The sequence below is a fragment of the Fibrella aquatica genome (assembly GCF_041321135.1).
Classification (GTDB): Bacteria; Bacteroidota; Bacteroidia; order Cytophagales; family Spirosomataceae; genus Fibrella; species Fibrella aquatica.
This window is the reverse complement of the sequence record NZ_JBGGWF010000017.1, coordinates 1-22044: the sequence shown is the minus strand read 5'-3', so window position 1 is coordinate 22044 and position 22044 is coordinate 1. Positions and strand designations below refer to the sequence as shown.

22 protein-coding genes are annotated in these 22044 nt (G+C 50.6%); 9 read left to right on the top strand and 13 right to left on the bottom strand.

Annotated elements, in window-relative coordinates; translation table 11 throughout:
* Positions 1–10 precede the first annotated feature (10 nt).
* Entirely contained in the window at positions 11–1372 is a 1362-nt protein-coding gene (locus tag ACAW87_RS24200; protein ID WP_370726304.1) for a DUF58 domain-containing protein, read from the top strand.
* Between the two features lie 92 nt (positions 1373–1464).
* Here ACAW87_RS24200 and ACAW87_RS24195 read toward each other — a convergent pair whose 3' ends face one another.
* From ACAW87_RS24195 to ACAW87_RS24170, 6 genes are all read right to left on the bottom strand, one after another.
* On the bottom strand, positions 1465–2289 hold the full coding sequence (locus ACAW87_RS24195) for a PhzF family phenazine biosynthesis protein (protein WP_370726236.1): 825 nt from the start codon (positions 2287–2289) through the stop codon (positions 1465–1467).
* Positions 2286–3035: a hypothetical protein gene (locus ACAW87_RS24190; protein WP_370726235.1), complete on the bottom strand. Its 750-nt coding sequence runs from the start codon at positions 3033–3035 to the stop codon at positions 2286–2288. Before ACAW87_RS24190 ends, ACAW87_RS24195 begins: the two co-directional genes overlap by 4 nt.
* Positions 3032–3319: a YciI family protein gene (locus ACAW87_RS24185; protein WP_370726234.1), complete on the bottom strand. Its 288-nt coding sequence runs from the start codon at positions 3317–3319 to the stop codon at positions 3032–3034. The genes ACAW87_RS24190 and ACAW87_RS24185 overlap by 4 nt, the downstream gene beginning before the upstream one ends.
* 45 nt (positions 3320–3364) lie before the next feature.
* Positions 3365–4645, bottom strand: a complete 1281-nt coding sequence (locus tag ACAW87_RS24180; protein WP_370726233.1) for an AGE family epimerase/isomerase — start codon at positions 4643–4645, stop codon at positions 3365–3367.
* Positions 4646–4805: 160 nt separating this feature from the next.
* Entirely contained in the window at positions 4806–7121 is a 2316-nt protein-coding gene (locus tag ACAW87_RS24175; protein ID WP_370726232.1) for a T9SS type A sorting domain-containing protein, read from the bottom strand.
* 219 nt (positions 7122–7340) lie between these two features.
* On the bottom strand, positions 7341–9083 hold the full coding sequence (locus ACAW87_RS24170; RefSeq protein ID WP_370726231.1) for a T9SS type A sorting domain-containing protein: 1743 nt from the start codon (positions 9081–9083) through the stop codon (positions 7341–7343).
* A 210-nt stretch (positions 9084–9293) separates the two neighbouring features.
* Here ACAW87_RS24170 and ACAW87_RS24165 point away from each other — a divergent pair, with 210 nt between their 5' ends.
* Positions 9294–10082: a DUF3050 domain-containing protein gene (locus ACAW87_RS24165; protein WP_370726230.1), complete on the top strand. Its 789-nt coding sequence runs from the start codon at positions 9294–9296 to the stop codon at positions 10080–10082.
* Between the two features lie 76 nt (positions 10083–10158).
* Here ACAW87_RS24165 and ACAW87_RS24160 read toward each other — a convergent pair whose 3' ends face one another.
* Together ACAW87_RS24160 and ACAW87_RS24155 are read right to left on the bottom strand one after the other, a co-directional pair.
* Positions 10159–11079 (bottom strand): LEA/WHy family protein, encoded by a 921-nt coding sequence (locus ACAW87_RS24160; protein WP_370726229.1) that lies wholly within the window; start codon positions 11077–11079, stop codon positions 10159–10161.
* A 160-nt stretch (positions 11080–11239) separates the two neighbouring features.
* Complete coding sequence (locus tag ACAW87_RS24155; protein WP_370726228.1) at positions 11240–11635, bottom strand: hypothetical protein; 396 nt, start codon at positions 11633–11635, stop codon at positions 11240–11242.
* Between the two features lie 240 nt (positions 11636–11875).
* Here ACAW87_RS24155 and rpsT point away from each other — a divergent pair, with 240 nt between their 5' ends.
* The 4 genes from rpsT (at position 11876) to ACAW87_RS24135 (ending at position 14874) form a co-directional block, all read left to right on the top strand.
* Positions 11876–12145, top strand: coding sequence for a 30S ribosomal protein S20 (gene rpsT, locus ACAW87_RS24150; RefSeq protein ID WP_370726227.1), 270 nt, complete (start codon positions 11876–11878; stop codon positions 12143–12145).
* A 122-nt stretch (positions 12146–12267) separates the two neighbouring features.
* Positions 12268–12966 carry a RadC family protein gene (gene radC, locus ACAW87_RS24145; protein WP_370726226.1) on the top strand — a complete coding sequence of 233 codons (699 nt, stop codon included), beginning with the start codon at positions 12268–12270 and terminating at the stop codon, positions 12964–12966.
* Between the two features lie 48 nt (positions 12967–13014).
* Positions 13015–13644 carry an HAD family hydrolase gene (locus tag ACAW87_RS24140; RefSeq protein ID WP_370726225.1) on the top strand — a complete coding sequence of 210 codons (630 nt, stop codon included), beginning with the start codon at positions 13015–13017 and terminating at the stop codon, positions 13642–13644.
* A gap of 48 nt (positions 13645–13692) precedes the next feature.
* Entirely contained in the window at positions 13693–14874 is a 1182-nt protein-coding gene (locus ACAW87_RS24135) for a site-2 protease family protein (protein ID WP_370726224.1), read from the top strand.
* A gap of 138 nt (positions 14875–15012) precedes the next feature.
* Here ACAW87_RS24135 and trxA read toward each other — a convergent pair whose 3' ends face one another.
* The 3 genes from trxA to ACAW87_RS24120 all read right to left on the bottom strand — a co-directional run bounded on the left by trxA (position 15013) and on the right by ACAW87_RS24120 (position 16945).
* Positions 15013–15327: a thioredoxin gene (gene trxA, locus ACAW87_RS24130; protein WP_370726223.1), complete on the bottom strand. Its 315-nt coding sequence runs from the start codon at positions 15325–15327 to the stop codon at positions 15013–15015.
* Positions 15328–15420: 93 nt separating this feature from the next.
* Positions 15421–16179 carry an oxygenase MpaB family protein gene (locus tag ACAW87_RS24125; RefSeq protein WP_370726222.1) on the bottom strand — a complete coding sequence of 253 codons (759 nt, stop codon included), beginning with the start codon at positions 16177–16179 and terminating at the stop codon, positions 15421–15423.
* 55 nt (positions 16180–16234) lie between these two features.
* Positions 16235–16945 (bottom strand): OmpA family protein, encoded by a 711-nt coding sequence (locus ACAW87_RS24120; RefSeq protein ID WP_370726221.1) that lies wholly within the window; start codon positions 16943–16945, stop codon positions 16235–16237.
* A gap of 529 nt (positions 16946–17474) precedes the next feature.
* Here ACAW87_RS24120 and ACAW87_RS24115 point away from each other — a divergent pair.
* Together ACAW87_RS24115 and ACAW87_RS24110 are read left to right on the top strand one after the other, a co-directional pair.
* On the top strand, positions 17475–17879 hold the full coding sequence (locus ACAW87_RS24115; protein WP_370726220.1) for a response regulator: 405 nt from the start codon (positions 17475–17477) through the stop codon (positions 17877–17879).
* A gap of 59 nt (positions 17880–17938) precedes the next feature.
* Positions 17939–18439 (top strand): methylated-DNA--[protein]-cysteine S-methyltransferase, encoded by a 501-nt coding sequence (locus tag ACAW87_RS24110; RefSeq protein ID WP_370726218.1) that lies wholly within the window; start codon positions 17939–17941, stop codon positions 18437–18439.
* 77 nt (positions 18440–18516) lie between these two features.
* Here ACAW87_RS24110 and ACAW87_RS24105 read toward each other — a convergent pair whose 3' ends face one another.
* Both ACAW87_RS24105 and ACAW87_RS24100 read right to left on the bottom strand, forming a co-directional pair.
* Complete coding sequence (locus ACAW87_RS24105; protein WP_370726217.1) at positions 18517–20169, bottom strand: D-alanine--D-alanine ligase family protein; 1653 nt, start codon at positions 20167–20169, stop codon at positions 18517–18519.
* 113 nt (positions 20170–20282) lie between these two features.
* Positions 20283–21521, bottom strand: coding sequence for a NupC/NupG family nucleoside CNT transporter (locus ACAW87_RS24100; RefSeq protein WP_370726216.1), 1239 nt, complete (start codon positions 21519–21521; stop codon positions 20283–20285).
* A 142-nt stretch (positions 21522–21663) separates the two neighbouring features.
* Here ACAW87_RS24100 and ACAW87_RS24095 point away from each other — a divergent pair, with 142 nt between their 5' ends.
* On the top strand, positions 21664–21963 hold the full coding sequence (locus ACAW87_RS24095) for a DUF6429 family protein (RefSeq protein ID WP_370726215.1): 300 nt from the start codon (positions 21664–21666) through the stop codon (positions 21961–21963).
* The last annotated feature ends 81 nt before the right edge of the window (positions 21964–22044 follow it).

Sequence of the window (22044 nt, the reverse complement as noted above, 5' to 3'; positions counted from 1 at the left end):
AACCGATATGATGAAATTTATTCGTCCGCTTTTTATTTCGCTGCGTGTCTGGTTCATCCTGGCGGGCTTTGTGGTAGCCTTTGTGGTAGGCTATGCGTTACCTATTCTGTTTCCGCTGTTGCAAATTGCCTTTGCCGTTTTTGTATTGTTACTGCTCATTGAACTGGTATTGCTGTTTCGCGAGAGCGCCGCCGGGGGACAAGCCATTTTCTTCGCCCGTCGCGATATGCCCGACCGGTTATCCAACGGCGATGACAATCCGATTACCCTGTATCTGGAAAGCCGTTACGCGTTTAACACACCGGTTGAGATCGTTGATGAAATTCCGTTTCAGTTTCAACGCCGCGATGTGTTGTTTACAGCTGAGCTTAAACCGAACGAAACAAAAGCGATTCGCTATGAGCTACGGCCAACGCGGCGTGGCGAGTACAGTTTCGGCGCTATCAACGTCTTTGTGATGACGCCGCTGAAGTTGCTGAAACGGCGTTTTCAATTCGAGAAAGGCCGATTAGTGCCCGTTTACCCCTCGTATCTGCAAATGCGCCAGTATGAGTTGCTGGCCGCCAGTAATCGCCTTACCGAGGTTGGGATAAAACGAATTCGGCGCATTGGCCACAGTATGGAATTTGAACAGGTACGTCCCTATACGCAGGGCGACGACTTGCGGACGATCAACTGGAAAGCAACCGCCCGTCGGTCAGATCCCAACCAATCGAACCTGGTGGTGAATGCTTACACCGACGAACGGTCGCAGGCGGTGTATTGCCTCATCGACAAAGGCCGGGTAATGCGCTCGCCGTTTGAAGGGCTGACCCTACTCGATTATGCGATCAATGCCTCGCTGGTTTTGAGCAATATCGCGTTGCTGAAACAGGATCGGGCGGGTTTGATCACGTTCTCTGACCGAATTGGGCAGATCGTGCCTGCCGAGCGCCGTCCGGGGCATATGCTGAAGATTCTGGAGGTGCTTTACCGCCAGAAGACCCGTTATCTGGAAACCGATTTTGAAGGGCTTTACGCCACTGTTCGCATGCAGGTCCGTCAGCGCGGATTACTTTTACTGTTTACCAACTTCGAAACACTGAGCGGTATGCGGCGGCAACTACCTTACCTGCGCCGCTTAGCCAAAGATCATCTGCTGCTGGTTGTTTTCTTCGACAACACGGAGCTTCGATCGTTGCTTAACACACCCGCCTACGATACGGAACAAATCTACCTGAAAACAATCGCTGAAAAATTTTCGTACGAAAAGCAGTTGATTGTTAAAGAGTTAGGGCAATATGGTATTCAAAGTATCTTGACCGCTCCCCGCGATCTGACCGCCAATACGGTGAATAAATATCTGGAGCTAAAGGCGCGGGGGATGATTTAGCCGCCAACAACAGAATGCCCGGAGCGCAAACTTCAGCCCTGATGGGCGTAGCCTGCGTTCCGGGCATTGCTGTAGGTACGTTACCCCTTAGGTTACGAGGCCACCAACTCGCCTTTTAGGTATAGCTTCACCTGACCGGCAATATCGACCCGATTTTGGTCTGGGTGTAGGGTGCATCGTAGATTACCGCCCCGCGCCGAAATTTGGCGAGCCGACAGGGTATTTGTTCCCAGCTTTTCGGCCCAATACGGAATCAACGTGGTATGAGCCGATCCTGTGACCGGATCTTCGTCGATACCCGATTGCGGTGCAAAGAAACGCGACACAAAATCAACATTGTTTCCGGGAGCAGTAACGATGATGCCTCGCGCTGGTACAGAAAGTAGCTCGCGGAAATCGGGAGCCAGTGATTCCACATCAGCCTGAGAAGCGTACACAACCATGAAATCGGTTTTCCCTTTGCGAATCTCCAGCGGTTTGGGACCATTAAGGCCAGCCGACAGAGCCGGAGGGTGAACAGGCGCTTTTTGAAGTACATCAGCCGGGAAATCGAGTACCAGCCAGCCATCTTCATCGCGCCGAACGGTTAACGGACCTGATCGAGAATCGAAGGTGATCTGTGATTCGGATGGTTTTTCTTCCAGGAAAAAGACAACGTACCCAGTGGCCAGGGTCGCGTGGCCGCAGAGGTCAACTTCAACCGTGGGCGTGAACCAGCGGATGTGGAAACCCGTTTCGGTACGAATGTAGAAAGCCGTTTCTGCCAGATTGTTTTCGGCCGCTATGGCCAGCATCCGGGCATCGGGTAACCACTCATTTTGGTCGGTTAAAGGAATCACCGCCGCCGGATTGCCAGTATATAGCTGATCCGCAAACGCGTCGAGTTGATAGATACGCAGGGTAGGAGAGGGGGTCATTGAAAGGATATGGTCAGGTTTTGTACAGTAGGATTCAATTGTTGCATAGCCGGATTACTCGACAGAAATTCCTGGTCACCCATAAGCGACTCATATAGTTTCTCCTGGGCACCGGTCATCGACTCGGAAACACCGAAACCGAGACTAATCAGTGTTTTGCCATCTTGCTGCTCCAGAGCGCCACCCTTCCAGCTTGTCGACCAACCGCCATAGTCCCAGTCGAAACCATAGAGGCTAAACGGATTGCCGTTCTGCTTTTCAACGTCTCGTAGCGACATACCCGGTCTTATTTTCTGGCCGGTAATCCACTGCGTAACAGGTCCCGCCGTTCCAGGTCGCAAATGGCCGTCCTGATCGCGGGCGGGCCGGATCAATACCGATTGAGGACGCGCAAAACGGCGATTATCGGCCCAGAGAATTTGCGCTTGATCGGCGGTGTTTTTAAAAATAGTGGTGCCAATCTCATACGTGCCTTCGGCTACATAGATCGTGTCACGAACCACGTTCTTATTACCCAGTATGTCGATTAGGCCCGCCTCAGTGGCGTCAGCATGAATAGAACCAACCTGTAACCCCGGAATGATCAGAAAATTATCTGGCGATTGTGCCGATGTTTCAGTAGCCGATTCAATTATAGACGCCTTACTAACCAGTGAATCGGGGGATGTTGTGTCGCTGGTTGCCTGTTTACGTTGACAGGTAACCAGCGCGAGTAATAAAAGGACGGAAAGGGAGCGCTGTTTCATACGTCGGCCTGGCGAAAAGGCTTAACGTCAACGTGTTCCCAGACTTTATTCTGAATATAAGGTTCCCAGGACATCCAGTTCTGAAGTTGGGCTTCGTCGGTAAACTCGAGCAGCATCATCGAGCCAATCATCTGCCCATCGGGGCTGAGTAGTGCTCCGCCAAGTATGAAATGGCCTTCACTTTTTAGGCGTCTTGCTCCCTCAAAATGGGCAGGACGGGCAGCCATGCGCCGGTCAATAGCCTCAGGGTCGGTGCCGTCGTAGGCATGAACAACATAAAGCACGGTAGATAGTAGTTTAGGGTTGTTGCAAGATACCAAAATCGCCGATTATACGCCTACACCACGCACACCGGTGGGTTGAAGCAGCGCACATTGGTCTAAGTGTTGCCAGGTAGTAGCCAGTCCACGAACGAGGCCATAACAACCTGTTTCGGCGGTTGCCTTAAACGAAGTGGCAGGCTGTTGCTGACTATCAATTGCTAAATGCCAGCTCGATCCGGGTTTACTATCGGGAAAATGCTGGAACGAATAATCATAAAGGCGTTTAATCCAGCGGGGAGCTTCGGGGTGACGGGTGTGCCAGTATCCGTTGGTAAGTGCAGCAAGTGCCAGCAAATGGTCGGCGGCGAGGCGGTGGGTATCACCTTCAAAAACGAGGGGCTGATCTTTCCAGTCTACCCATTTGGCCAGGCCCTGTCGATCGTCGGTTCGGCCTTCGGGACGGGCGGGCCATGCCCATTCACAGGTGCGCAGGCACCAGTTTGTGGCTTGCAGTGTGAGTTTTCTATTTCCCAGCAACGTACCTACATCAATGAGCAGGCAGGCCGCTTCCATGCTCAGGCCGGTAGCTACCCGACGCCCCTCCGGGGTATTGGAGAAAGACCCTCCCGCACCCACATACTCGCGCACGATGTCGTGCCGTTTGTCGAGAAATTCGTTCAGGATTTCGTTCAGGAGTGGCTCGGTCGTTTCTTTCCAGTCGGTGGCGGCAAATAGTGGTCGGGCATCGACGAGGGCGCGCAACAAGGCAACAGGTTGGCTTAGATGTTGGAGTGGCTGCAGGTGGTCAACAGGGGTACTCAGCAGCGCTTCACGGCTTTCGTGGTAGTGGCGCAAAATGGCCTGAAAAGTCTGTTTTGCGAGCATCGCCCATTGGTCGTCGCCGGTGGCCTGGTGAATTTGGGCGTATGCTGCCGCTACCCGCGCACTGGTCAGCGGGTCGTGGATGGTCAATTGCAGCGAGGTGGGTCGAACGGCTGGGTTGCCAACACGATCCAGGTACGTATAGCAGCCCATTTGGGGCGTATGCGCATGTTCGGCCAGAAAATCGGCTCCGTGCAGAGCGTGGTCAATCCAGTCGGGTTGGGCGTCGATGTTAGTATACAGGTAAGCAAATGCCCAAACCTGTTCTGCCTGTCGGGCCACGGTTTTCAGGGCGTCAACTGATTGCCCATCGGTAGTCAGGTAGTCGAAATAACCACCACCCAGCCCATCGCAGGCGTATTTCAGCCAGAAAGGCAGGCACTCATCAATGAGCGCCGTTTGGCAGTGGGTCGCTATTTTGTGAAAATCGATCAATGAATAGAAGACAATCAGGTGGTGGCTCATCTCAGCAAGTAAGCGGCTCAGGCTGTTGATGAGGATTTTGGCAAAGTTCAGCAATAAACGGCCCCGGCGTACTATACGCTGTTGGGTAATATGCCCTATTTATGCCGATTACACCCGATCCTGAGCCGATGCCGACCGTATTGGCTTTTCGCTCTCGATTTTATTGCTTCACCAACCGACGGCTCATTTTGTGTCCATTTGCCATTATCTGAAGCACATACAAACCAGCGGGTTGCTCAGAGAGTGGTAGCTGGGTGATCGCCTGTCGGGTGTTTATGCTGAGTACTACATGGCCTTTTTCATCAACCAGAGTAAGTGTAGCTGCGCTGGTCAGTAGAGAAGGGTCAATCTGAACAGTCACTATGCTGGTGGCAGGTATTGGATAAACGCTGACCAAACCGGGCAACGGTTCAGTTGAGAGCAAAGGGGATACTGTAACGAGGGCCCGGCTGGCAATAGAAGTATTCAGGTTGCAGCCGTTGCTGATGCTGGTGAGGCGGTAAGCTGTGGTGCGGCTGGGCTTTACCTCAAATACGTGCGGATTGGCGTTGGTCGTTATGGTTCGTATGGTCAGTGGTAGATCAACGCCCGAACTATCACTGTAGCTGAATGTCCAGGGCCCTTCACCAGTGAAAGCAACAGATAATTTGGCCATGCCGCCATCAGAAATAATAGGTGTAGTAGTGGTTAGTGAAGCCCCTGCCTGCCCCAAAATGGCTAACGTAGACGAGCTGGGTGTGCCTATAATCGGATACCGCGGGTTAGTTGCGACTACCCGCACCAGGTACGTTCCTGCCGTGGCCGTGGCAGGGAGTATGCCTGTTATCTGCGATGAACCAACCTGCTGAGCAATCGAGAGATCTGAGTAGATTATTTTAGCCGTATCGGGGTTAGTACGCGCAATCTGAAGCCGAAAAACGTTGTTGGAATTAAACGTACCAGTGGTCTGAAAATTAGTAGTTATTGTGCCTCCGGCGCAGGCTATGGCTGTTTCTAATGGCGATGTGCGAATCGTTGGAATCAATACAACCACTGTTGCTGTGGCTGGGTTTCCGGGTAATCCGATGCCGCAACTTCCACTTACTTCCGTCACCTGATAAACCACTGTTCGTTCAGGCATCACCAGTAACGACGTGTCTTTGGTAGCTGTACCTGTAATGGTTGCAGTGCCCGTATTAGCCGTGATCTGGTAGCGAAATGGTCCGGCCCCGGTAAATCGAAGTTGAAGCACCAGATCGGTTCCGAGGTTAATGTTTTTTCCCCCCACCAATGATAACGTCGGCTGAGGCTGAACCACTACCCGAATAGCTGACCGAATGCTTGTGCAGTTACCCCCCGCTGATTGTGCCACGTAGTAGAGGTCTCCATCCGGCGTTTTGCTGGCATTTAGGGTATTCGGGACTGGCGCTGCCGTAGAGGTCAGGCCTGTAGGGTCGGTCCAGATCAGGTTTGTACCCGTAGCCGACAACGGTTGAGCAACAGCACCCCGGCACAGGTCAATCCGTGTTTGAGCCACTACGGGCGCGGCTATCGCCGTTTGAACGGTGACCGTTATAGGAACTTTCGGGCCTTCACATTGATCAAACGACTGGCTTACCTGATAGGTTGAGGTGCCTGACGATGTTGTCTGCGGGGTTGGCGTACCACCTGTCAGCAGCTTTCCGCTGGCATCATACCAAAGCAAATTGGCGCCGGCATTTGTGATCGAAACCGATAAAGGACTCGCGGTTTGGCCCTGGCAATAGATAACCGATGGAGCCGGAACGGAGGGTGCGCCTGGGCTGGCCCGAACTTCCGTTCTTAAGAAGGAAACGGTGCCGGGCTGTTCAACGGGGCTGCATCCTTTTGTTTCATCGATCACAACGTACCTGAGGTTATAGGTTTTAACCCCCACCGTATTGGTGCTGATAACCGGTGAGGTAAACGTTCGTTGGTTGGTGCTGGCCATGCTGGTACCAATATCATACAGCACCAGGTAGTTCTCGGGAACGGGGCCAACCAGATTAGCTACCGGGAAAGTGGGATCGTTCAGGCAAAAAGTGTACTGACTGGTGAAGTTGCCAATGGGCTGCGCTTTTATGACAGGGCCTGTTGTTGGCTGTGTTTTAATAAGCAGTGGAGTTGGGCTGAGCGAACCGATCGTGATCGGATTACTGGCTAGCATTCTAATGCGGTACGTGCCAGCCGTTAACGCGTTGGTGAGTGTAATGGTGGTAGTATACTGGCCGGTGACGGAGTTAACCAGTACCGTATTGGCTGGTAGAGTAACAGACTCCGCGCCTTTAACAAACTGAACGGAAAAACTATTGCCCGGAAGGAAACCACCTGTAACCGTAAACGCCACATCGAGCAACGTACTTGGGCAAACACTCGTCTGATTAAGCGGTTGAGTTGTGATGCTTGTTTGTGCAGCACCAGACAAGCCAAGGCCGCATAAAAAGAGAAGTTGAAAAAGGGAACGTAGTTGTTTTTGCATATATGAATGGCGGGTTGACACAGTAAGTGAGTCAGTGACTCGGTTACTTTCAGGTTTGTATTGAGACGCATAATTACCAAAAAGTCAAGGTTATTCATGAAAAAGGGGCACTCTGCTATGCAAAGCACCCCTCTTTTATATGAATAGTTAACTACTTGTAAATCAATGAGTAATTTCAGTTAATCCGAAAACGACCAATATTATATCGCTGTCTGTCCCTCATTGCTTCACCAGTCGGCGGTACACGTTGTATTCACCAGTACGGATCTGTAAGATGTATAATCCGGCCGCCTGATCAGCTAACGACAACTGTGTACTTAACTGGCGTGTTTCCAGTTTCTGTACGCTGTTTCCTTTGCTGTCAATCAATGTCAGCGTAGTCAAACCTACCATCAGTGATGCATCTACCTGCACGGTTATGCTGCTTGTTGTCGGCACCGGGAATACCCTGATTAGCGTAGGCAGCGCTTCAACTGCCAACAATGGGTTTACCGTTATCTGTACCGGCGCGGGAAGCGACAAACTGGCACCGCAACCGTTGCTGAGTGCGGTGATTCGGTAATTGGTTGATTTCAATGGTGTCAGTTCCAGTGCGTGCGGGTTTACGTTCGTCAGCACTTCCTGCGTGGTGTTTCCCACGCTGCTGCTGTCGCGGTAGGTAAACCGCCATGGCCCGTCGCCCGTGAAAGCCACTGAAAGTTTTACCGCATCGCCTTCGTAAATGGTTGTGGAACTAGCCGTGAGCGTTGCCGTCGATAGTCCCTTTACCGTAACTACTATCTCTGACCGTTCTCCTTCGCAATTGTTAAGCTGTTGAGCAACGTAGTACCTGAATGTACTAGGTACGTCTGTAGCTGGTCGGGGAATTACCGATGTGCCTGTACCACCCGTTGCATCGGTTCCATACCAAACCAGTGAAGCTGCTGCATCAGTGGTGCTGGCGGATAGTAAGTTCGCTGTTTGGTTTTGGCAGTATGACAACGAGTTGGTGAGCAGGGTCGGTTTGCCTGGACTGGGTTTGATTTTAGCGTAAATATCCCCATCATTTCTAGCCGGACTACGACAACCCTTATCTGATAAGTATGCTGCCGTGTAGTGATACACCTTTACTACGTCTGTTCTAATGGTAGGGGGAACGGTAGTGCCGGGAATACTGGTATTGAGCGGGTCAAAATAAAGTATCTGATAACCGGCTGGCGGAGGGTATACAAATTTGTCCAGCGTTAGCATGCCACTGTTTTGGCAAACCGCATAGGACTCTCCATTATAGTTCGATGGGCCAACGGGTTGATTGGGGTTAAACGTAACGATGAAAGGCGTCTTTTCGCTTTCACAGCCGTTCAGGGTCTGACTGGCATACAGTGTGTTTTCGCCAAATGTCCAGGCAGTACCTCCACCTGAATAGATACCGATCGAGCTAGGCGTACTGGTCAGAAACGGGCTGTACTTACTACCAGATGGGCTATACCAGGAAATAGACGCTCCGGCCGCAGGTGTTCCAAACAGACTGTATTCGCATGTGCTCGGGCTTGTACAAAACTGTTGGCAGATCGTCATGTTTCTCACAATTGGCACTCCCGGCTTCACCTTTACCACAAGCGCTGTGCTGCCTGGGCTTCCAACAACGGCCGGGTTACTTGCCGTAACACGTAACTGATATGTTGTTCCAGCCGCCGTGTTTCCCGGAATGGTTGCAGATACTGTATACCTTCCTGAACTACTATTGTAGCTGGCAGTGCCTGTTGGCATATCCATGTACTCGCCGCCATTCGAGAGTTGCACGACGAACGTATTGCTGGCTGGGTATGTACCCGAAGCAACAAAAGATACATCGAGTGTTGAGCCGGGGCATATACTCGTTTGGGCTACCGGTTGCGTCGTTATGGTGTGCTGGGCATGTAGTTCATTGCTCAACACACTCAGCATAATGATCAGCGTTAGGGATTGTGTGCAATGTTTCATGGCGGTGGGGCTCCTTTTTGTATTGGAGTAATATGTGAATATATACTGTTGATTGTCAACCAGGTAAGCTTATTTGTTCATTGATCCGGGAAGTGGATGAATGGTAAGTGGTTGGGCTGAAAATAAAGGTGTATACCCAATCTGACCGTATCGGAAAACCTTTTTCATGCCCTATGCGTAAATAGGTTGTACACAATCTGTGACTTTATCATGGAAGCTAAGCTTGCCCAACTTACTGCCGCGCTGGAACCCACTCGTCAGCGCCTGCTTAATCACCCCGTATACGCTACCGTGCAGGATCTTGACGGTTTGCGCGACCTAACCACCTACCACGCGTTTGCCGTCTGGGATTTTATGTCGTTGCTGAAAGCCCTGCAGCGTAATCTAACCTGCGTGTCGGAGCCCTGGATGCCCGTTGGACGGGGTAGCACGCGCTATCTGATCAACGAAATTGTAACCGGTGAAGAAAGTGACGAAGCCCCCGAATGGCTGGGCTGGCCCGATTCGCACATTAGCCATTACGAACTGTATCGAATAGCCATGCAGCAGTTGGGGGCCGATACCACAGCGATCGACCAGCTTGTAAACGGTATTGTGGCCGGAATGCCCATTCATGAGGCATTGCAGCAAACCGACGTACCCGACGGCGTACGACAATTCGTGCAGTTTACCTTCGATGTCATTGGGACTAACAAACCGCACGTAATGGCGTCTGTATTCACCTTTGGCCGCGAAGACCTTATTCCCGATATGTTTGTGAATCTGGTGCGCGCCCTTGCGGCCGATGCCCCCGAACAGTTGCATACCTTCCGTTATTATCTGGAACGGCACATTGAAATTGACGGTGATCACCATAGCCATCTGGCCATGCAAATGGTAACCGCCCTGTGCGATCAGGATACCACACGTTGGCAGGAAGCCACTGATTGGGCTATCCGTAGTATGGAAGCCCGGATTGGCCTTTGGGACGCTGTCTGTGAGCGGGTTGCAATTGCCTAAAAAAAGCTGGCTGTTGCTTTCCTGAACAGAAAGGCAACAGCCAGCTACACAACGTACCGGGTTAGAGATAGGCGATTTACTTCGTCTTTGTCATTTTAGTCAAGTCGGCCAGATTACTTCGTATTGTAGTAACGATCTGGCTTTCCTTGAACATCGGATTTTCACTCTTATCCAGGATTTTGCACCGGAAGGCTACTTCAACCGGCGTGTCTTTCTTATTGAACAACATCTTGGGCAGCAGCCCCATCGATTGGCCGGGCTTAACGGTCATTGGCACCACAAACGGCGTTGAACCCTGCTTTTTAATCAAAATCGGTTCGGGTTGTTCTCCCGCTGCAATCTGTTTCCCATCAATGGTGACACTGTACTTGGTATCACTGATGCTGATCGGGAAATTATTTTTATTAATGCAGATAATTCGGGTGGCCACATCGGTTCTATTGAGGCCGAACGTACCCAGATCAATATCGGCCACCTTAAATTCCGGGATATAAACAACAGGTGCCCGAACAGACTGACTGACGGTAAAGGTGCGTTCGCCTGCAATAGGAATGTCCAGATCAAAAGTGGTGCGAATGCGGTAATCAGTACTGTCTGTGCCTGCGGCTTCGAGACGTTTCAATACACCAATCATTTTTTTGGTGTATAACCGAACCGGAAGCGTGAGCAGTGTACTGTCCTGCGATTTTACCTCGATTGCTTTGCTGTAGGCATCCTTAGTTACCTCCTCATTGTCGATATACAACGTATAATCCACCCTTTTGGCCTTAAAACCGATCGGCAGTGGATTATCAATGAGCAGATGCATATTCACTAATACTGAGTCGTCTGAAACATTGGAAAGGTCAAACCGGCTTAATTCAAGGCGGGGTCTGAGGGTGCCATCATAGGCCCCGCCTTCTGCTTGCGCCTTGTTTTTTAAACTGTTATAATACAGGTAACCACCAATGCCAAGCAGTACCAAAACCCCCAATGTAATAATCCATCCCTTTTTCATAGCGTCGCGTTTACAGGTTGAAACACCGGCGACTACCAATAGTTGGGAATGAGCTGATAACGTACTTGAATGGCCAATAAACGTAACGTCTCCTGCTATTGCCGGTTTGATAGAGCTATTTGACAACAGCAGGAGACACTGAATAAGATTAATAAGCTGGTTAATTCAAATGAACCAACGCTGATTTGTATACACGCAACTCAAGGGTATCAAGCCATTGACTGAGGGGTTCACTCACATCGCGGGCGTTGAGTAACTCAGCATCAACCTGCCGAAGTAAAAAGTATAGTTCATGAATGTGGCACCATTGCCGGTTTAAAGCGCCGGCCTGATCGGTAGTAGCGGGTAGTTTGCGGTTTTCGGCGGTGAGGCGGCGCAGGCCCTGACGCAAGTGGTAACGAAGCGTCATTAGTCGACTGGCAATAGGCAGGGTTTGTTGCTGTTGCTCTAATTTTGAAATACTTCGCGAGAGCAACATGTTGCGCTGATTCAGTTGATCAGACACGACCATCCAGGCCTGATCGGCCTGAAGCGACTCAAATGTTACGGTTCTCATGTTAGGTTATTGTTACGATAACAAATCTATTCATTTGACAGAATATTCCAACAGTTGGTTTAGCATGCATCTAGATTAAATTCTGTACATATTATTTTTTGCCAAATAAGATATGATAACGTGTGGTACTGTACTCAATTACTGACTTTACACCACAAACTATCAGCCTTCTGTTTGTGATAATCCACTCAAAAGCTTACCTTTGCGGACTGATTTCGGAAACCGAACCAAGTCCTGTCAATGGCAAATCATAAGAATACCAAGAAAGCAATCCGGACCAACGCCAAAAAGCGTCTGTTGAACCGGTACCAGGCCGTAACAAGCCGTAACCTCGTGAAAAAACTTCGCGGAACCACTGATCACGCTGCCGCCAGCGACCTGCTGAAGACGGTAATCTCAAAACTTGATCGGTTGGCCAAGAAAAATATCATTCACAAGAACAAAGCCGCCAATAACAAGTCGAAGCTTACTCGTTTCGTCAACAAGTTGGCTCCTGCTGTAGCTGCCTAGTGTAGCTTGCCGGTCTCTGTTCTTCCGGAAGCAAACCTTATCTGCCCAAGCGGATAAGGTTTTTTGTTGTCCCTGGTCTTACCTTTGGGTATGTACCATGCGCCGAAGCTAACCGCAAACAGATGAACACATACCAGCCCTTGCGCAGCATTAAAAGCTGGGCGGAAGAGGACCGACCCCGCGAAAAATTAATGTTGAAAGGTATTGCCGCCCTTTCCGATGCCGAACTGATCGCTATTCTGATCAACTCCGGTACCGCCGAACTGTCGGCTGTTGATGTGGCGCGCAAAGTGCTGGAAGGCGTTGGTAATAACCTGCACGAGTTAGCCCGGCGAAGTGTGAAAGACCTTTCCAAGTTCAGGGGTATTGGCGAGGCTCGGGCCATCAGCATTGTGGCCGCTTTGGAATTGGGCCGCCGCCGCCGCGAACAGGCACCGCCAGAGCGACATCGAATCACCTGCTCGCGGGATGCTTACGAAGAGGTAAGGCCTTATTTGACCGATAAATCGCACGAAGAGTTCTGGATACTGTTGCTTAATCGAGCCAACGAGGTGCTACGCCCTGTACAGATCAGTGCAGGTAAACTATCGGGCACCGTAGCCGATCCACGAATGATTTTCAAGGTTGGCGTAGAGTATCTGGCCAGCGGTATTATTCTGGCCCATAATCACCCTTCGGGGAATCTCACTCCCTCGCAGGCCGACAAAGACCTGACCCGTAAGCTCAAAGAAGCGGGGCGTTTCCTGGATATTCCCGTTCTTGACCACCTCATCGTCACCGACCGAACGTACCTGAGCTTTGCCGATGAAGGAATCTTATGAATTTTTAGTCTGGAAAGTCTTGGAGACTTGAAGAAACCAACGTATTCTATGAAAAACATCATTTTTGATCTCGGCGACGTCATTATCCCGATCGATTTACGGGCTCCGTTGCGAAATTTTGCCCAATTGGCCAATCGGTCCGAAGCCGAGATGGAATCGCTCTGGAAGCAGCACGGTTTATGGCAACAATATGAAACCGGCCTTGTTGATGATGAGGCCTTTAGAGCCGCTGTTCGTTCGCTGGTTCGTTCAGAAAGTGATGAACCCGACCGGTGGGCCGACGAAATTATTGACACCGCCTGGAATAGTGTCCTACTTGATTTGCCCGTTGAACGCATCGAGCGCATTAAATTGCTATCGGGCAAATACCGGCTTTTTCTCTTGAGTAATACAAACCCAATACACATTCGGGAAGTTAATAATCGACTGGCTGAACTGGGGCAGCCTGCGCTGGAATCTCTGTTTGAACAAGTGTTTTATTCGCACATTGTCAGAATGCTGAAGCCGAACCCCGACATTTACGGGTACGTTCTGTCGGAGGCTGGTTTGGACCCCGCCGAAACGGTATTTCTTGACGACAATCTGCTGAACATACAGGCAGCCGCCGCGTTGGGTATCCGGGCAGTGCATGTTGTGCCGCCAAAAACCATTCTGGATTACCTCGACGAGATCGAGTGATGACTATGTTTTCAGTATCCTGTTTCTATCAGCTGAAAACTCCCTTCTATGCAAACACGTAAGTACCCCATCCATCTTGTTTTATTTCTTATTACACTCGTCACCACCACTGCCTCTGGGGCCGAGTGGATTTTTGGCTCAACGTTTATCCCGTTAGAGTGGCTTTATGAAGCAAAAGACATTCAGCAGTATAAGATCCGGTCGTTAGGCTGGTCTGAATTCTGGGTGGGTCTGAATTTTTCTCTGCCCTTCCTGACAGTACTGACAGTGCATGAGTTTGGGCATTACTTCGTAGCGCGGGCCAATCAGGTACGTGTCACCTTGCCCTATTACATTCCGTTCTGGACGGGCATGGGTGAGGGCATTGGCACGATGGGAGCGTTTATCCGTATTCAAGATTACATCAGCAGTCGGCGTAAATACTTCGATATTGGCGTTGCCGGGCCGTTGGCGGGCTTTGTTGTGGCGTTACTGTTGCTCTGGTATGGATTTACCCACCTGCCGCCCATAGACTATATATTCACGATCCATCCCGATTATAAAAAGTATGGCCTACGCTATGGTGAATTCGTAAGCCTGAACGTAGCTAAGGGAAACATTCGGAGTATTGCTCTGGGCGATAACCTGCTATTCTGGTTCTTCAAAACCTACGTAGCCGACCAGTCACTCTTGCCGCACCCCTACGAAATGGTGCATTATCCTTACCTGCTGGCGGGCTACTTATCGCTTTTTTTCACCGCCCTCAACCTCATTCCTATTGGTCAGCTCGACGGTGGGCATGTGCTTTACGCCCTCATTGGTCGGCGGCGCTTCAACACGCTGGCTCCCATCCTGTTTATTGGTTTCGTCTTTTATGCGGGTCTCGGTTTCTTCCGGGTATCCGACTTCGCTACCGGCGACGATGCCGTTTTTGGTGATCAGTTGTACAAACTGGTGCTGTACGTAGCCGCGTTGTTTCTGGCGTTCTCGCGCATCAATGACCGGCCTGTAACGGCGCTTCTCATTGCCTTATCAGTTGTGGTAACTCAGTTTGCAGTATCTTTTCTGTTCCCGGATGTAGAAGGATATATCGGCTTTATGGTGTTTGCGGTAGTATTGGGCCGCTTTCTGGGCGTTTACCATCCCGAAACCGAACAGAATGAGCCATTAAGCAACGGTCGAAAACTCCTTGGCTGGCTTGCCCTGCTCATCTTCATTCTCTGCTTCAGCCCGAAGCCTTTTATATTTTAAGGTTTCAATATCTTTGAGTTCAAAGTTCAACGCCTAAGGTCCAATGTTGCGTTGCTGTACCACCAAATCGGTGTGCAGCAACGCAACATTGGACCTTAGGCGTTGAACTTTGAACCCCTTTTTTTTAAACATTGGACTTTATAAAAATGGCTTCACCAATGTTTCGAGTTTGCCGATCGATTGCACGCCTGTCTGCCGCCAAACCACTTTGCCGTCTTTAAACATAATCATGGTAGGAACGCTTTGGATCTGAAATTTCGTGGCCGCCGCTTTGCTACGGTCAATGTCAACTTTCACGATTGTCAGCTTGTCACCTGTGCGGTCGGCAAGGTGTTTCAATGTGGGGGCCAGCGCTTTGCAGGGGGCGCACCAGGTGGCGAAAAATTCGACCAGCACAGGCTCGCCGCTTTTGATGATGTCAGCGAAGGGAAGTGGCTGATTGGCTTTTTTCATTGGTGATTATCAGGTACGTAACGCCTGCGCATTTAACGTAACTGACAAACCACGCTCGGCACGTACTGAGTTCCATACGGTTTGAACTCATGCCTACGGCTTTCGCTCAAGCCCCTGAATGCGTGCCAGGTACGTGGTGGGCAGCAATACGCGTTGAACTAATGCCCGCAGGCCTAGTACGCGTGAAACAGGGTAGATCCAAAGTAACTTACTCAGTAACGGCCGTTTGGGAAGGTCGAGCAAGGTAGACACACGTGCAGGTACGAGCATACTTTGGGCCTGTCGCAGGAGGTTGTAGCGCCAACCGCCAATTTCTTCACGATACCGCCGAAAAAGCGTATCGGTGAACGTGCTTCGTTCAAGGTCATTAGCCAGGTGAAGTTGCCGGTCTGTTTGCCAGTCAGCATACGTTAGCGGCAAGTCAGGAACGCCCATGCCAACACCCACCTGCCGAAAGGTATCGAAAACCTCTGTTTGTTCAGTAGGGGTGAGCGGTTGGTGAAGTAGTGCGTAAGCCCGTTCCGAGTAGTCGACAAGCATGTATAGAACATCACGATAAGCCCAGTCTGGAATAGAATAACCCCGATTCTGCTCAACACCCGCGTGAATGGACGCCATTCGACTCACGGCTTTCTGGGCGCTGACCTGGTCAGAAAAAACAATTTGTTGGGCATACTGTACCGTCGAAAACAGGCGGCCGATAGGATCAGCGGGTAACTTTCCGGTAAAAAATAGCCAATCAACGGCTTTATTGAGCGCGAACTCGGCGGCTGAGCCCGCGAAAATGAGCAAAATCACATCAGCATCGCCCCAGATACGACGAACAATAGAAGGCTCTTCAACAATTGCCACGGTTACAGCAGATAGGTATTGGCTACGCAGCTAGTCAGCAACGCCAGGTGTTTTTTTACAACACCACAAATTCAACGCGGCGGTTGCGTCGTTTATTTTCTTCCACATCGTTGGGGGCCGCGGGACGGGTATCTCCGTAGCCTGCATGCCGAAGACGAGTTTCTTTTATGCCTTTTGTAACCAGATAGTTAGTGATCACTTTGGCTCGGTTCTCTGATAAAAACTGATTTAAACGTCGGTCGCCCACATTGTCGGTGTGGCCCGCAATTTCGATGCGCAAGGTGGGTTCTCCCTGTAAAGTGCGAACCAGTTTGTCGAGTTGGTCAAATGATTCAGGCCGCATTTTATAACTGCTTTGATCGAAATAAACTTTATCGAGTTTAATGGCTTTGCCTTTGGTCAATTCCCGAAAAACCGTGTCAGTTCGGTCAAGTGGAACCGAGTAGCCGTAGGTGGCGCAGGTATCGCAGGGGGCCACCATCACGAACTCACCTTCATCATAACCAGGTGCCGAGGCAATAACCAGAAGAGAGTCGGCCCGGGTCATCACAAACTCAAAATCGCGGTCAGGAGTCGCTGGCCCAGAATAGTCTTTTTTGGCCAGATAAGCATGAACTTTGAATTGGGCGGGTAGGCGAACGCCCGTTTTCCCGTCGATGGCTGCCAGCGAAAACAGTGTGTTGGTGGGCTTGTTCGATAAAACGATGGGTGCCTGACCAAGCGCAAGGCATGGAATCAGCAGAAATAGCAGTAAAAAGCGAGACATGGTTTTAGAGGAGAATGGGTTAGGTAAGTGCTGTCAAATTTCGGGCCGAATTGCCTGATTTCGTTGCTCTTTACGTGGCAACATACTACGGTTGCCGTTCGTTTTGTACCTTGACAACCTAAACACAGCGAAACAATGGCTAAAGCACAAGATGCCCGTTCCGAAAAGAAAAAGGAACCGGCCAAGTCGCCGAAAGAAAAGAAAGCGGCAAAACAGGAAAAGAAAAGCGAGCGAAGCCGCCGTCAGGACTAAAAATCGACATGTTCCAGCGCACCAGGCCACCCATAGCCTGGTGCGCTGCTTTTGCAAAGGGGGTAGGTTTGGCCGTTGACGTACCTGATTAGAAGTCGATTGAATTTGATAAGGTGACCAATTTTTCTGATTTGCCGAGATAAGTCGGCTGCGTGTTGAACGATCGCTAATTTTTTTAGGAAATACCCCGCTGTTTCGTGTTAAACAGAAGTACTGACTTTACTTGTATGCGAATGAGCCTCATTTTTGTGGCTCAGATGACAATACCTCAACACCAATGAAACAGCTTGAATGCATCCTGCTAGTCGACGACGACCCCGATGATAACTATATTCACCAACTGGTAATAACAGATTGGGGTAAGTGTAATCATGTTCGCGTTTCCGAAAACGGAACCGAGGCGCTAACGTACCTGTCTAATACGACTGATCCAACCTACATACGGCCGGAAGTGATATTGCTCGACATCAATATGCCCGGCATGAACGGATTCGAATTTCTGGAAGAATACCACCGCCTGGACGCTAATCTGAAAAGTAATCTGGTTGTTATGATGTTGACGACCTCACTAAACCCCTCTGACGAGCAACGTGCCGAACAGTTTAATGAAGTGACCGGCTACCGAAATAAACCACTCACAAAAGCGATGCTCGACGATGTGCTGGTCAGACATTTTTCGTAAGTTAGCCTAAAGCAAACAAAGGGGGGCTAGCTTATCACAACCCACCTTGCTTTGGTTCTATGCATACGTACTTATCGTCTCCCCTCGGCACGCTTCGCATCACCGGCGATGTATCAGGGGTATCGGCTATCACCTGTCTGGATGATCCGATGCCTGATCTGTTTCTGATTAAAAACCTGCCGCTTCCCCTACAACAGGCCTGCGACCAACTCACCGATTATTTCGATGGCATTCGTAAGGACTTTACGTTTCTGATGACCCCTATCGGTACGCCGTTTCAGCAACGTGTCTGGGAAGCTTTGCTGACGGTTCCTTTCGGAGAAACACGTTCGTATCTAGCACTTTCCCGGCAGCTGGGCGACGAAAAAGCGATTCGTGCTGTAGCCTCTGCCAATGGGCGCAACCCACTGGCCGTAGTAATTCCTTGTCACCGAGTGATTGGCTCTGACGGCAGTTTGACCGGATATGCCGGTGGCTTATGGCGTAAACAATGGCTGTTGGAACATGAAGGATCACGCCGTAAAGTCAATGAAGGGCAGTTGAGTTTGTTTGCAATCTGATGCCAGACATTGGATTCTGGACTTAAACAGATCCCTGTGAGATAGTTTAAGTCCAGTATCCAGCGTCCAATGTCTGCTCAAATGTACCGCTCTGTAATGTGTCTTGCCCGTTCCTGTGTTTCGATCAGCAGCGGGTGGCGGGGGGTGGTCAGGGCTTCTTCCAACTCCGTCAGCGTGTCTTTGAACAGGAAGTAAACCGGCACTTCGTGGTTCTCGACCTTCGATTTCAAATATACCAGTTGTGGGCGGGTCTCGGCTAGTGCGGCGGCAGCATTGTACTCGCCTTTGGCCCGGTTCCAGTCATCGTCGGTGGGGCCGAAGTGAATGACCTGTTCGGGAAGCGTCGCTGCTTTACGGGCGGCTAACTTAGCGTCGAGTTCCGTCAGCATTTGTTTCAGGCGGTGTGTGTCTTTGCCGGTCCTGATCCTTTCCCGTAATGACTGCCTGATCAGGTACGTTAGCGAATCGCTCAGGTTCATGCCAATCTCAGCCATCTGCTTAAAGATAAGCGAGGTCGGTGACATGCCCGGAATGGTGTTCGGGTCATGAAACAAGACCCGCTGTGGCTCACCATTAGGACCTTCCGGCGTCAGGAAGCCGTCGATACGCGAGTACACGTTGATGCCTAGTTTCGTGAACAACTGCTCTATGCCCACCTGAATGGCCCGGTTGTTTTCCAAACTGGTACCCACCGGAATCCGCTTCTTGGCAACGCTGGTCAGGTATTTGGTTTCGTAATCAAAGGCATCGGCATTATAAATTTCGGTCGGCGGGAGGGCCACTGCCAGCCCATCGTCGTCCTGAATAACGCCACACGAAAATTCCTGTCCGTTGATGAATTCCTCGAATAATAGTTCATCCTCGGCATTGACCGAAGCCAGCGTGAAGAGTCGATCTGCATCTTCGTCGGCTTCGTCGTCGAGTTTTTCGATCAGGTCGGCGGGGTGCATGGCGTATTCCCCCGTGTTTTCAATAATGAGTGGGTAGCCGATTGCCGAACTGAGAGTTGCTGTTTTCTGCGCGTAATCGTGCTTCGCCTGCTCTTCCATGTTGGCCCAATCGGCCAGGTTAAGCGTGGTGGTAAAGAAACACTGGCCCACGGCCTTCTGGAACGTACCCAGATCATTTTCGCGCACGATCGCTACGCCGATAGACGAACCCTGATGCGGCGCTTTAACCACTACCGGCAAGCCGAGATGGTTCACCAGCGACGTAAAGAACGCGCCCTGATCGGCCTGATTCCAGGCATCGCGGGTGATGGTCGCCGTTTTTTTCTCCTGACCATTGACTAGCGCAATTAGGTTGTTCTGCAAAATCTTGTTGATGCCTAATCCCGAACCTAGAATGCCAGGTCCTGTATACGGCATTTTGTGCCATTCGAGCAAACCCTGAATGGCGCCGTCTTCACAATCGGGGCCGTGCATGGCCAGAAACGCCATGTCGAAATAATCTTCAAACCATTCCGGGTCAACCTGCTCGCCAGGAATGACGTCTTCTTCTTCCAGCGACTCGTCATACACCGAAAAGCCATCCTGCTCAGGCAAAGCGGCACGAATAGACGTATTCTCCAGAAAGTCGGGTTCCACAATATAAAACCGTCCCCAACCGCTGACGAACACCAGCACGGGATCAAATAGGGCTTTATTCAGGTTGGCCAGTGCGGTACGTCCGCCGGCAAATGACACGTCGCGCTCCCGCGAGGGGCCACCAAAGAAGATACCGATGCGCATTTTTGAATGGGTTTGTGGTTTGTCGTTTAAAGTTTGTAGTTGCGTTGCTAAATCATCGTACTATTGATTTGCAGCGCAACTACAAACTTTAAACGACAAACCACAAACTAGTTTTAGAGTAAAAGTCCCGCCAGGGTGGCAGACATATAGCTGGCTAATGTGCCGCAGATCAGGGCTTTGAAGCCTAGTTTGGCCAGGTCAGTGCGGCGGCTTGGGGCCAATTCGCCGATGCCGCCAATCTGAATGGCGATGGAAGAGAAATTGGCAAATCCACAAAGGGCAAAGCTGGTAATGGCTACGGTTTTTGGGTCGAGGGTTGGTTTGAGCTTGACCAGTTCGATGTAAGCCACAAACTCGTTGACCACCATTTTGGTACCCATTAACGCACCTGCTGCTTCAACGTCTTTACCCGGAACGCCCATTGCCCACGCAAATACCGAGAATAGTTTACCAAGCAGGAAATTCAGACTCAGGATTGGAAACCCGGCAAGGCTACCTGCTTTACCCAGTAACATATCGATCAATGAGATCAGGGCGATAAAACCGATCAGCATGGCTACAACGTTCAATCCCACTTTGAGCCCTTCACTGGCGCCACTGGCAATGGCATCGACTAGGTTTGCGTGTGTCTTTTTGATTTCGATGTTTACGACCCCCTGTGTGGTAGAAACTTCGGTTTCAGGGAAAACGATTTTTGAGATTACCAGTGCGCCTGGAGCAGCCATGATACTGGCGGCGAGCAGGTACGGGGCCGGAACGCCCAGCGAGATGTAGACGGCAAGAACGCCACCCGCGATACAGGCAAAGCTCCCCGCCATAGAGGCCAGTAGCTCTGAATTGGTCATGGTGGCCAGATACGGCTTAATCATGATCTGGGCCTCTACCTGACCCACAAACGTACTTGCCACATTCGAGAGGGCTTCGGCACCACTCACGCCCATCAGTCGTTTCATCACCCGTGCCATTAGGGCCACAATACGTTGCATGATGCCAAGGTGGTAGAAGATATTGACCAGCACCGCCACGAAAATGATGGTTGGTATCACTTTAAAAAAGAAAATGAAGTCGTTGCCACTACCAAATGCCCGCGACAGTACGTCGCGGTTTACCAGCGAGCCAAAAACAAATGCAGCGCCTTTATCTGCATTCTCCAGCGTTTTATTAACCAGGAAACCAAGGTAGTTGAAAACGTTCTGCCCGAGGTCGGTTTTGAGAACAAACACAGCAAGGCCAAATTGAAGGGCCAGCCCTACGCCTACTGTTCGATAATTAATGGCTTTGCGGTTGTTCGACATCGCGAAGGCGATGCCTAAGATCAAGACAATCCCGAGTAATCCGGTAAAACGCTCCATGCGGTCAGGTACGGTGCAAAAAATGGTTGTTACTGATGTTAGCGGACGAAGGTACGAAAAAACGCCCCTTTCCGGCCTGTACCTGTTACCTTCGTAGCTGGAAACGGCGTTTGCCGTCTGTTCCTTATTTTGACTAATCAGTATGCAAACCAACGACATTACGCCCGAGGATATTGAAGACCTTACCCTGGCTGTTCTTTACCTAACCGCTTGGCGGCAGGAAACGACCGACGAAAATGGGTACCCACAGGGTAAATCACTCATCAACTGGAAAGGCCACAGCTTCGATACCCTCGATGCTCTCGCTTCTAAACAGTATACTGACGGTAATCGTCGGAACAAATCAGTACAGATCACCGCAGCTGGTGAAGCGCGGGCGCAGGAAATTCTGAAACGGTTGCTCGATAAAGACTTCACCGTCACCGCCGAGCGGATTGTATAAGGGTCAGGTACGTATGTTGTAGCGCCGAAGCTCCAGCTTCGGTAGTAGAAAATAACTAGTCTACTACCGAAGCTGGAGCTT

Excerpts from the sequence above, each read along its gene's own strand:
- ACAW87_RS24190 (WP_370726235.1), bottom strand. The coding sequence starts at position 3,035 with ATGAAACAGCGCTCCCTTTCCGTCCTTTTATTACTCGCGCTGGTTACC.
- ACAW87_RS24195 (WP_370726236.1), bottom strand. The coding sequence starts at position 2,289 with ATGACCCCCTCTCCTACCCTGCGTATCTATCAACTCGACGCGTTTGCG.
- ACAW87_RS24120 (WP_370726221.1), bottom strand. The coding sequence starts at position 16,945 with ATGTCTCGCTTTTTACTGCTATTTCTGCTGATTCCATGCCTTGCGCTT.
- ACAW87_RS24175 (WP_370726232.1), bottom strand. The coding sequence starts at position 7,121 with ATGCAAAAACAACTACGTTCCCTTTTTCAACTTCTCTTTTTATGCGGC.
- ACAW87_RS24100 (WP_370726216.1), bottom strand. The coding sequence starts at position 21,521 with ATGGAGCGTTTTACCGGATTACTCGGGATTGTCTTGATCTTAGGCATC.
- rpsT (WP_370726227.1), top strand. The coding sequence starts at position 11,876 with ATGGCAAATCATAAGAATACCAAGAAAGCAATCCGGACCAACGCCAAA.
- ACAW87_RS24105 (WP_370726217.1), bottom strand. The coding sequence starts at position 20,169 with ATGCGCATCGGTATCTTCTTTGGTGGCCCCTCGCGGGAGCGCGACGTG.
- ACAW87_RS24165 (WP_370726230.1), top strand. The coding sequence starts at position 9,294 with ATGGAAGCTAAGCTTGCCCAACTTACTGCCGCGCTGGAACCCACTCGT.
- ACAW87_RS24155 (WP_370726228.1), bottom strand. The coding sequence starts at position 11,635 with ATGAGAACCGTAACATTTGAGTCGCTTCAGGCCGATCAGGCCTGGATG.
- radC (WP_370726226.1), top strand. The coding sequence starts at position 12,268 with ATGAACACATACCAGCCCTTGCGCAGCATTAAAAGCTGGGCGGAAGAG.
- ACAW87_RS24160 (WP_370726229.1), bottom strand. The coding sequence starts at position 11,079 with ATGAAAAAGGGATGGATTATTACATTGGGGGTTTTGGTACTGCTTGGC.
- trxA (WP_370726223.1), bottom strand. The coding sequence starts at position 15,327 with ATGAAAAAAGCCAATCAGCCACTTCCCTTCGCTGACATCATCAAAAGC.
- ACAW87_RS24200 (WP_370726304.1), top strand. The coding sequence starts at position 11 with ATGAAATTTATTCGTCCGCTTTTTATTTCGCTGCGTGTCTGGTTCATC.
- ACAW87_RS24170 (WP_370726231.1), bottom strand. The coding sequence starts at position 9,083 with ATGAAACATTGCACACAATCCCTAACGCTGATCATTATGCTGAGTGTG.
- ACAW87_RS24095 (WP_370726215.1), top strand. The coding sequence starts at position 21,664 with ATGCAAACCAACGACATTACGCCCGAGGATATTGAAGACCTTACCCTG.
- ACAW87_RS24135 (WP_370726224.1), top strand. The coding sequence starts at position 13,693 with ATGCAAACACGTAAGTACCCCATCCATCTTGTTTTATTTCTTATTACA.
- ACAW87_RS24115 (WP_370726220.1), top strand. The coding sequence starts at position 17,475 with ATGAAACAGCTTGAATGCATCCTGCTAGTCGACGACGACCCCGATGAT.
- ACAW87_RS24140 (WP_370726225.1), top strand. The coding sequence starts at position 13,015 with ATGAAAAACATCATTTTTGATCTCGGCGACGTCATTATCCCGATCGAT.
- ACAW87_RS24180 (WP_370726233.1), bottom strand. The coding sequence starts at position 4,645 with ATGAGCCACCACCTGATTGTCTTCTATTCATTGATCGATTTTCACAAA.
- ACAW87_RS24110 (WP_370726218.1), top strand. The coding sequence starts at position 17,939 with ATGCATACGTACTTATCGTCTCCCCTCGGCACGCTTCGCATCACCGGC.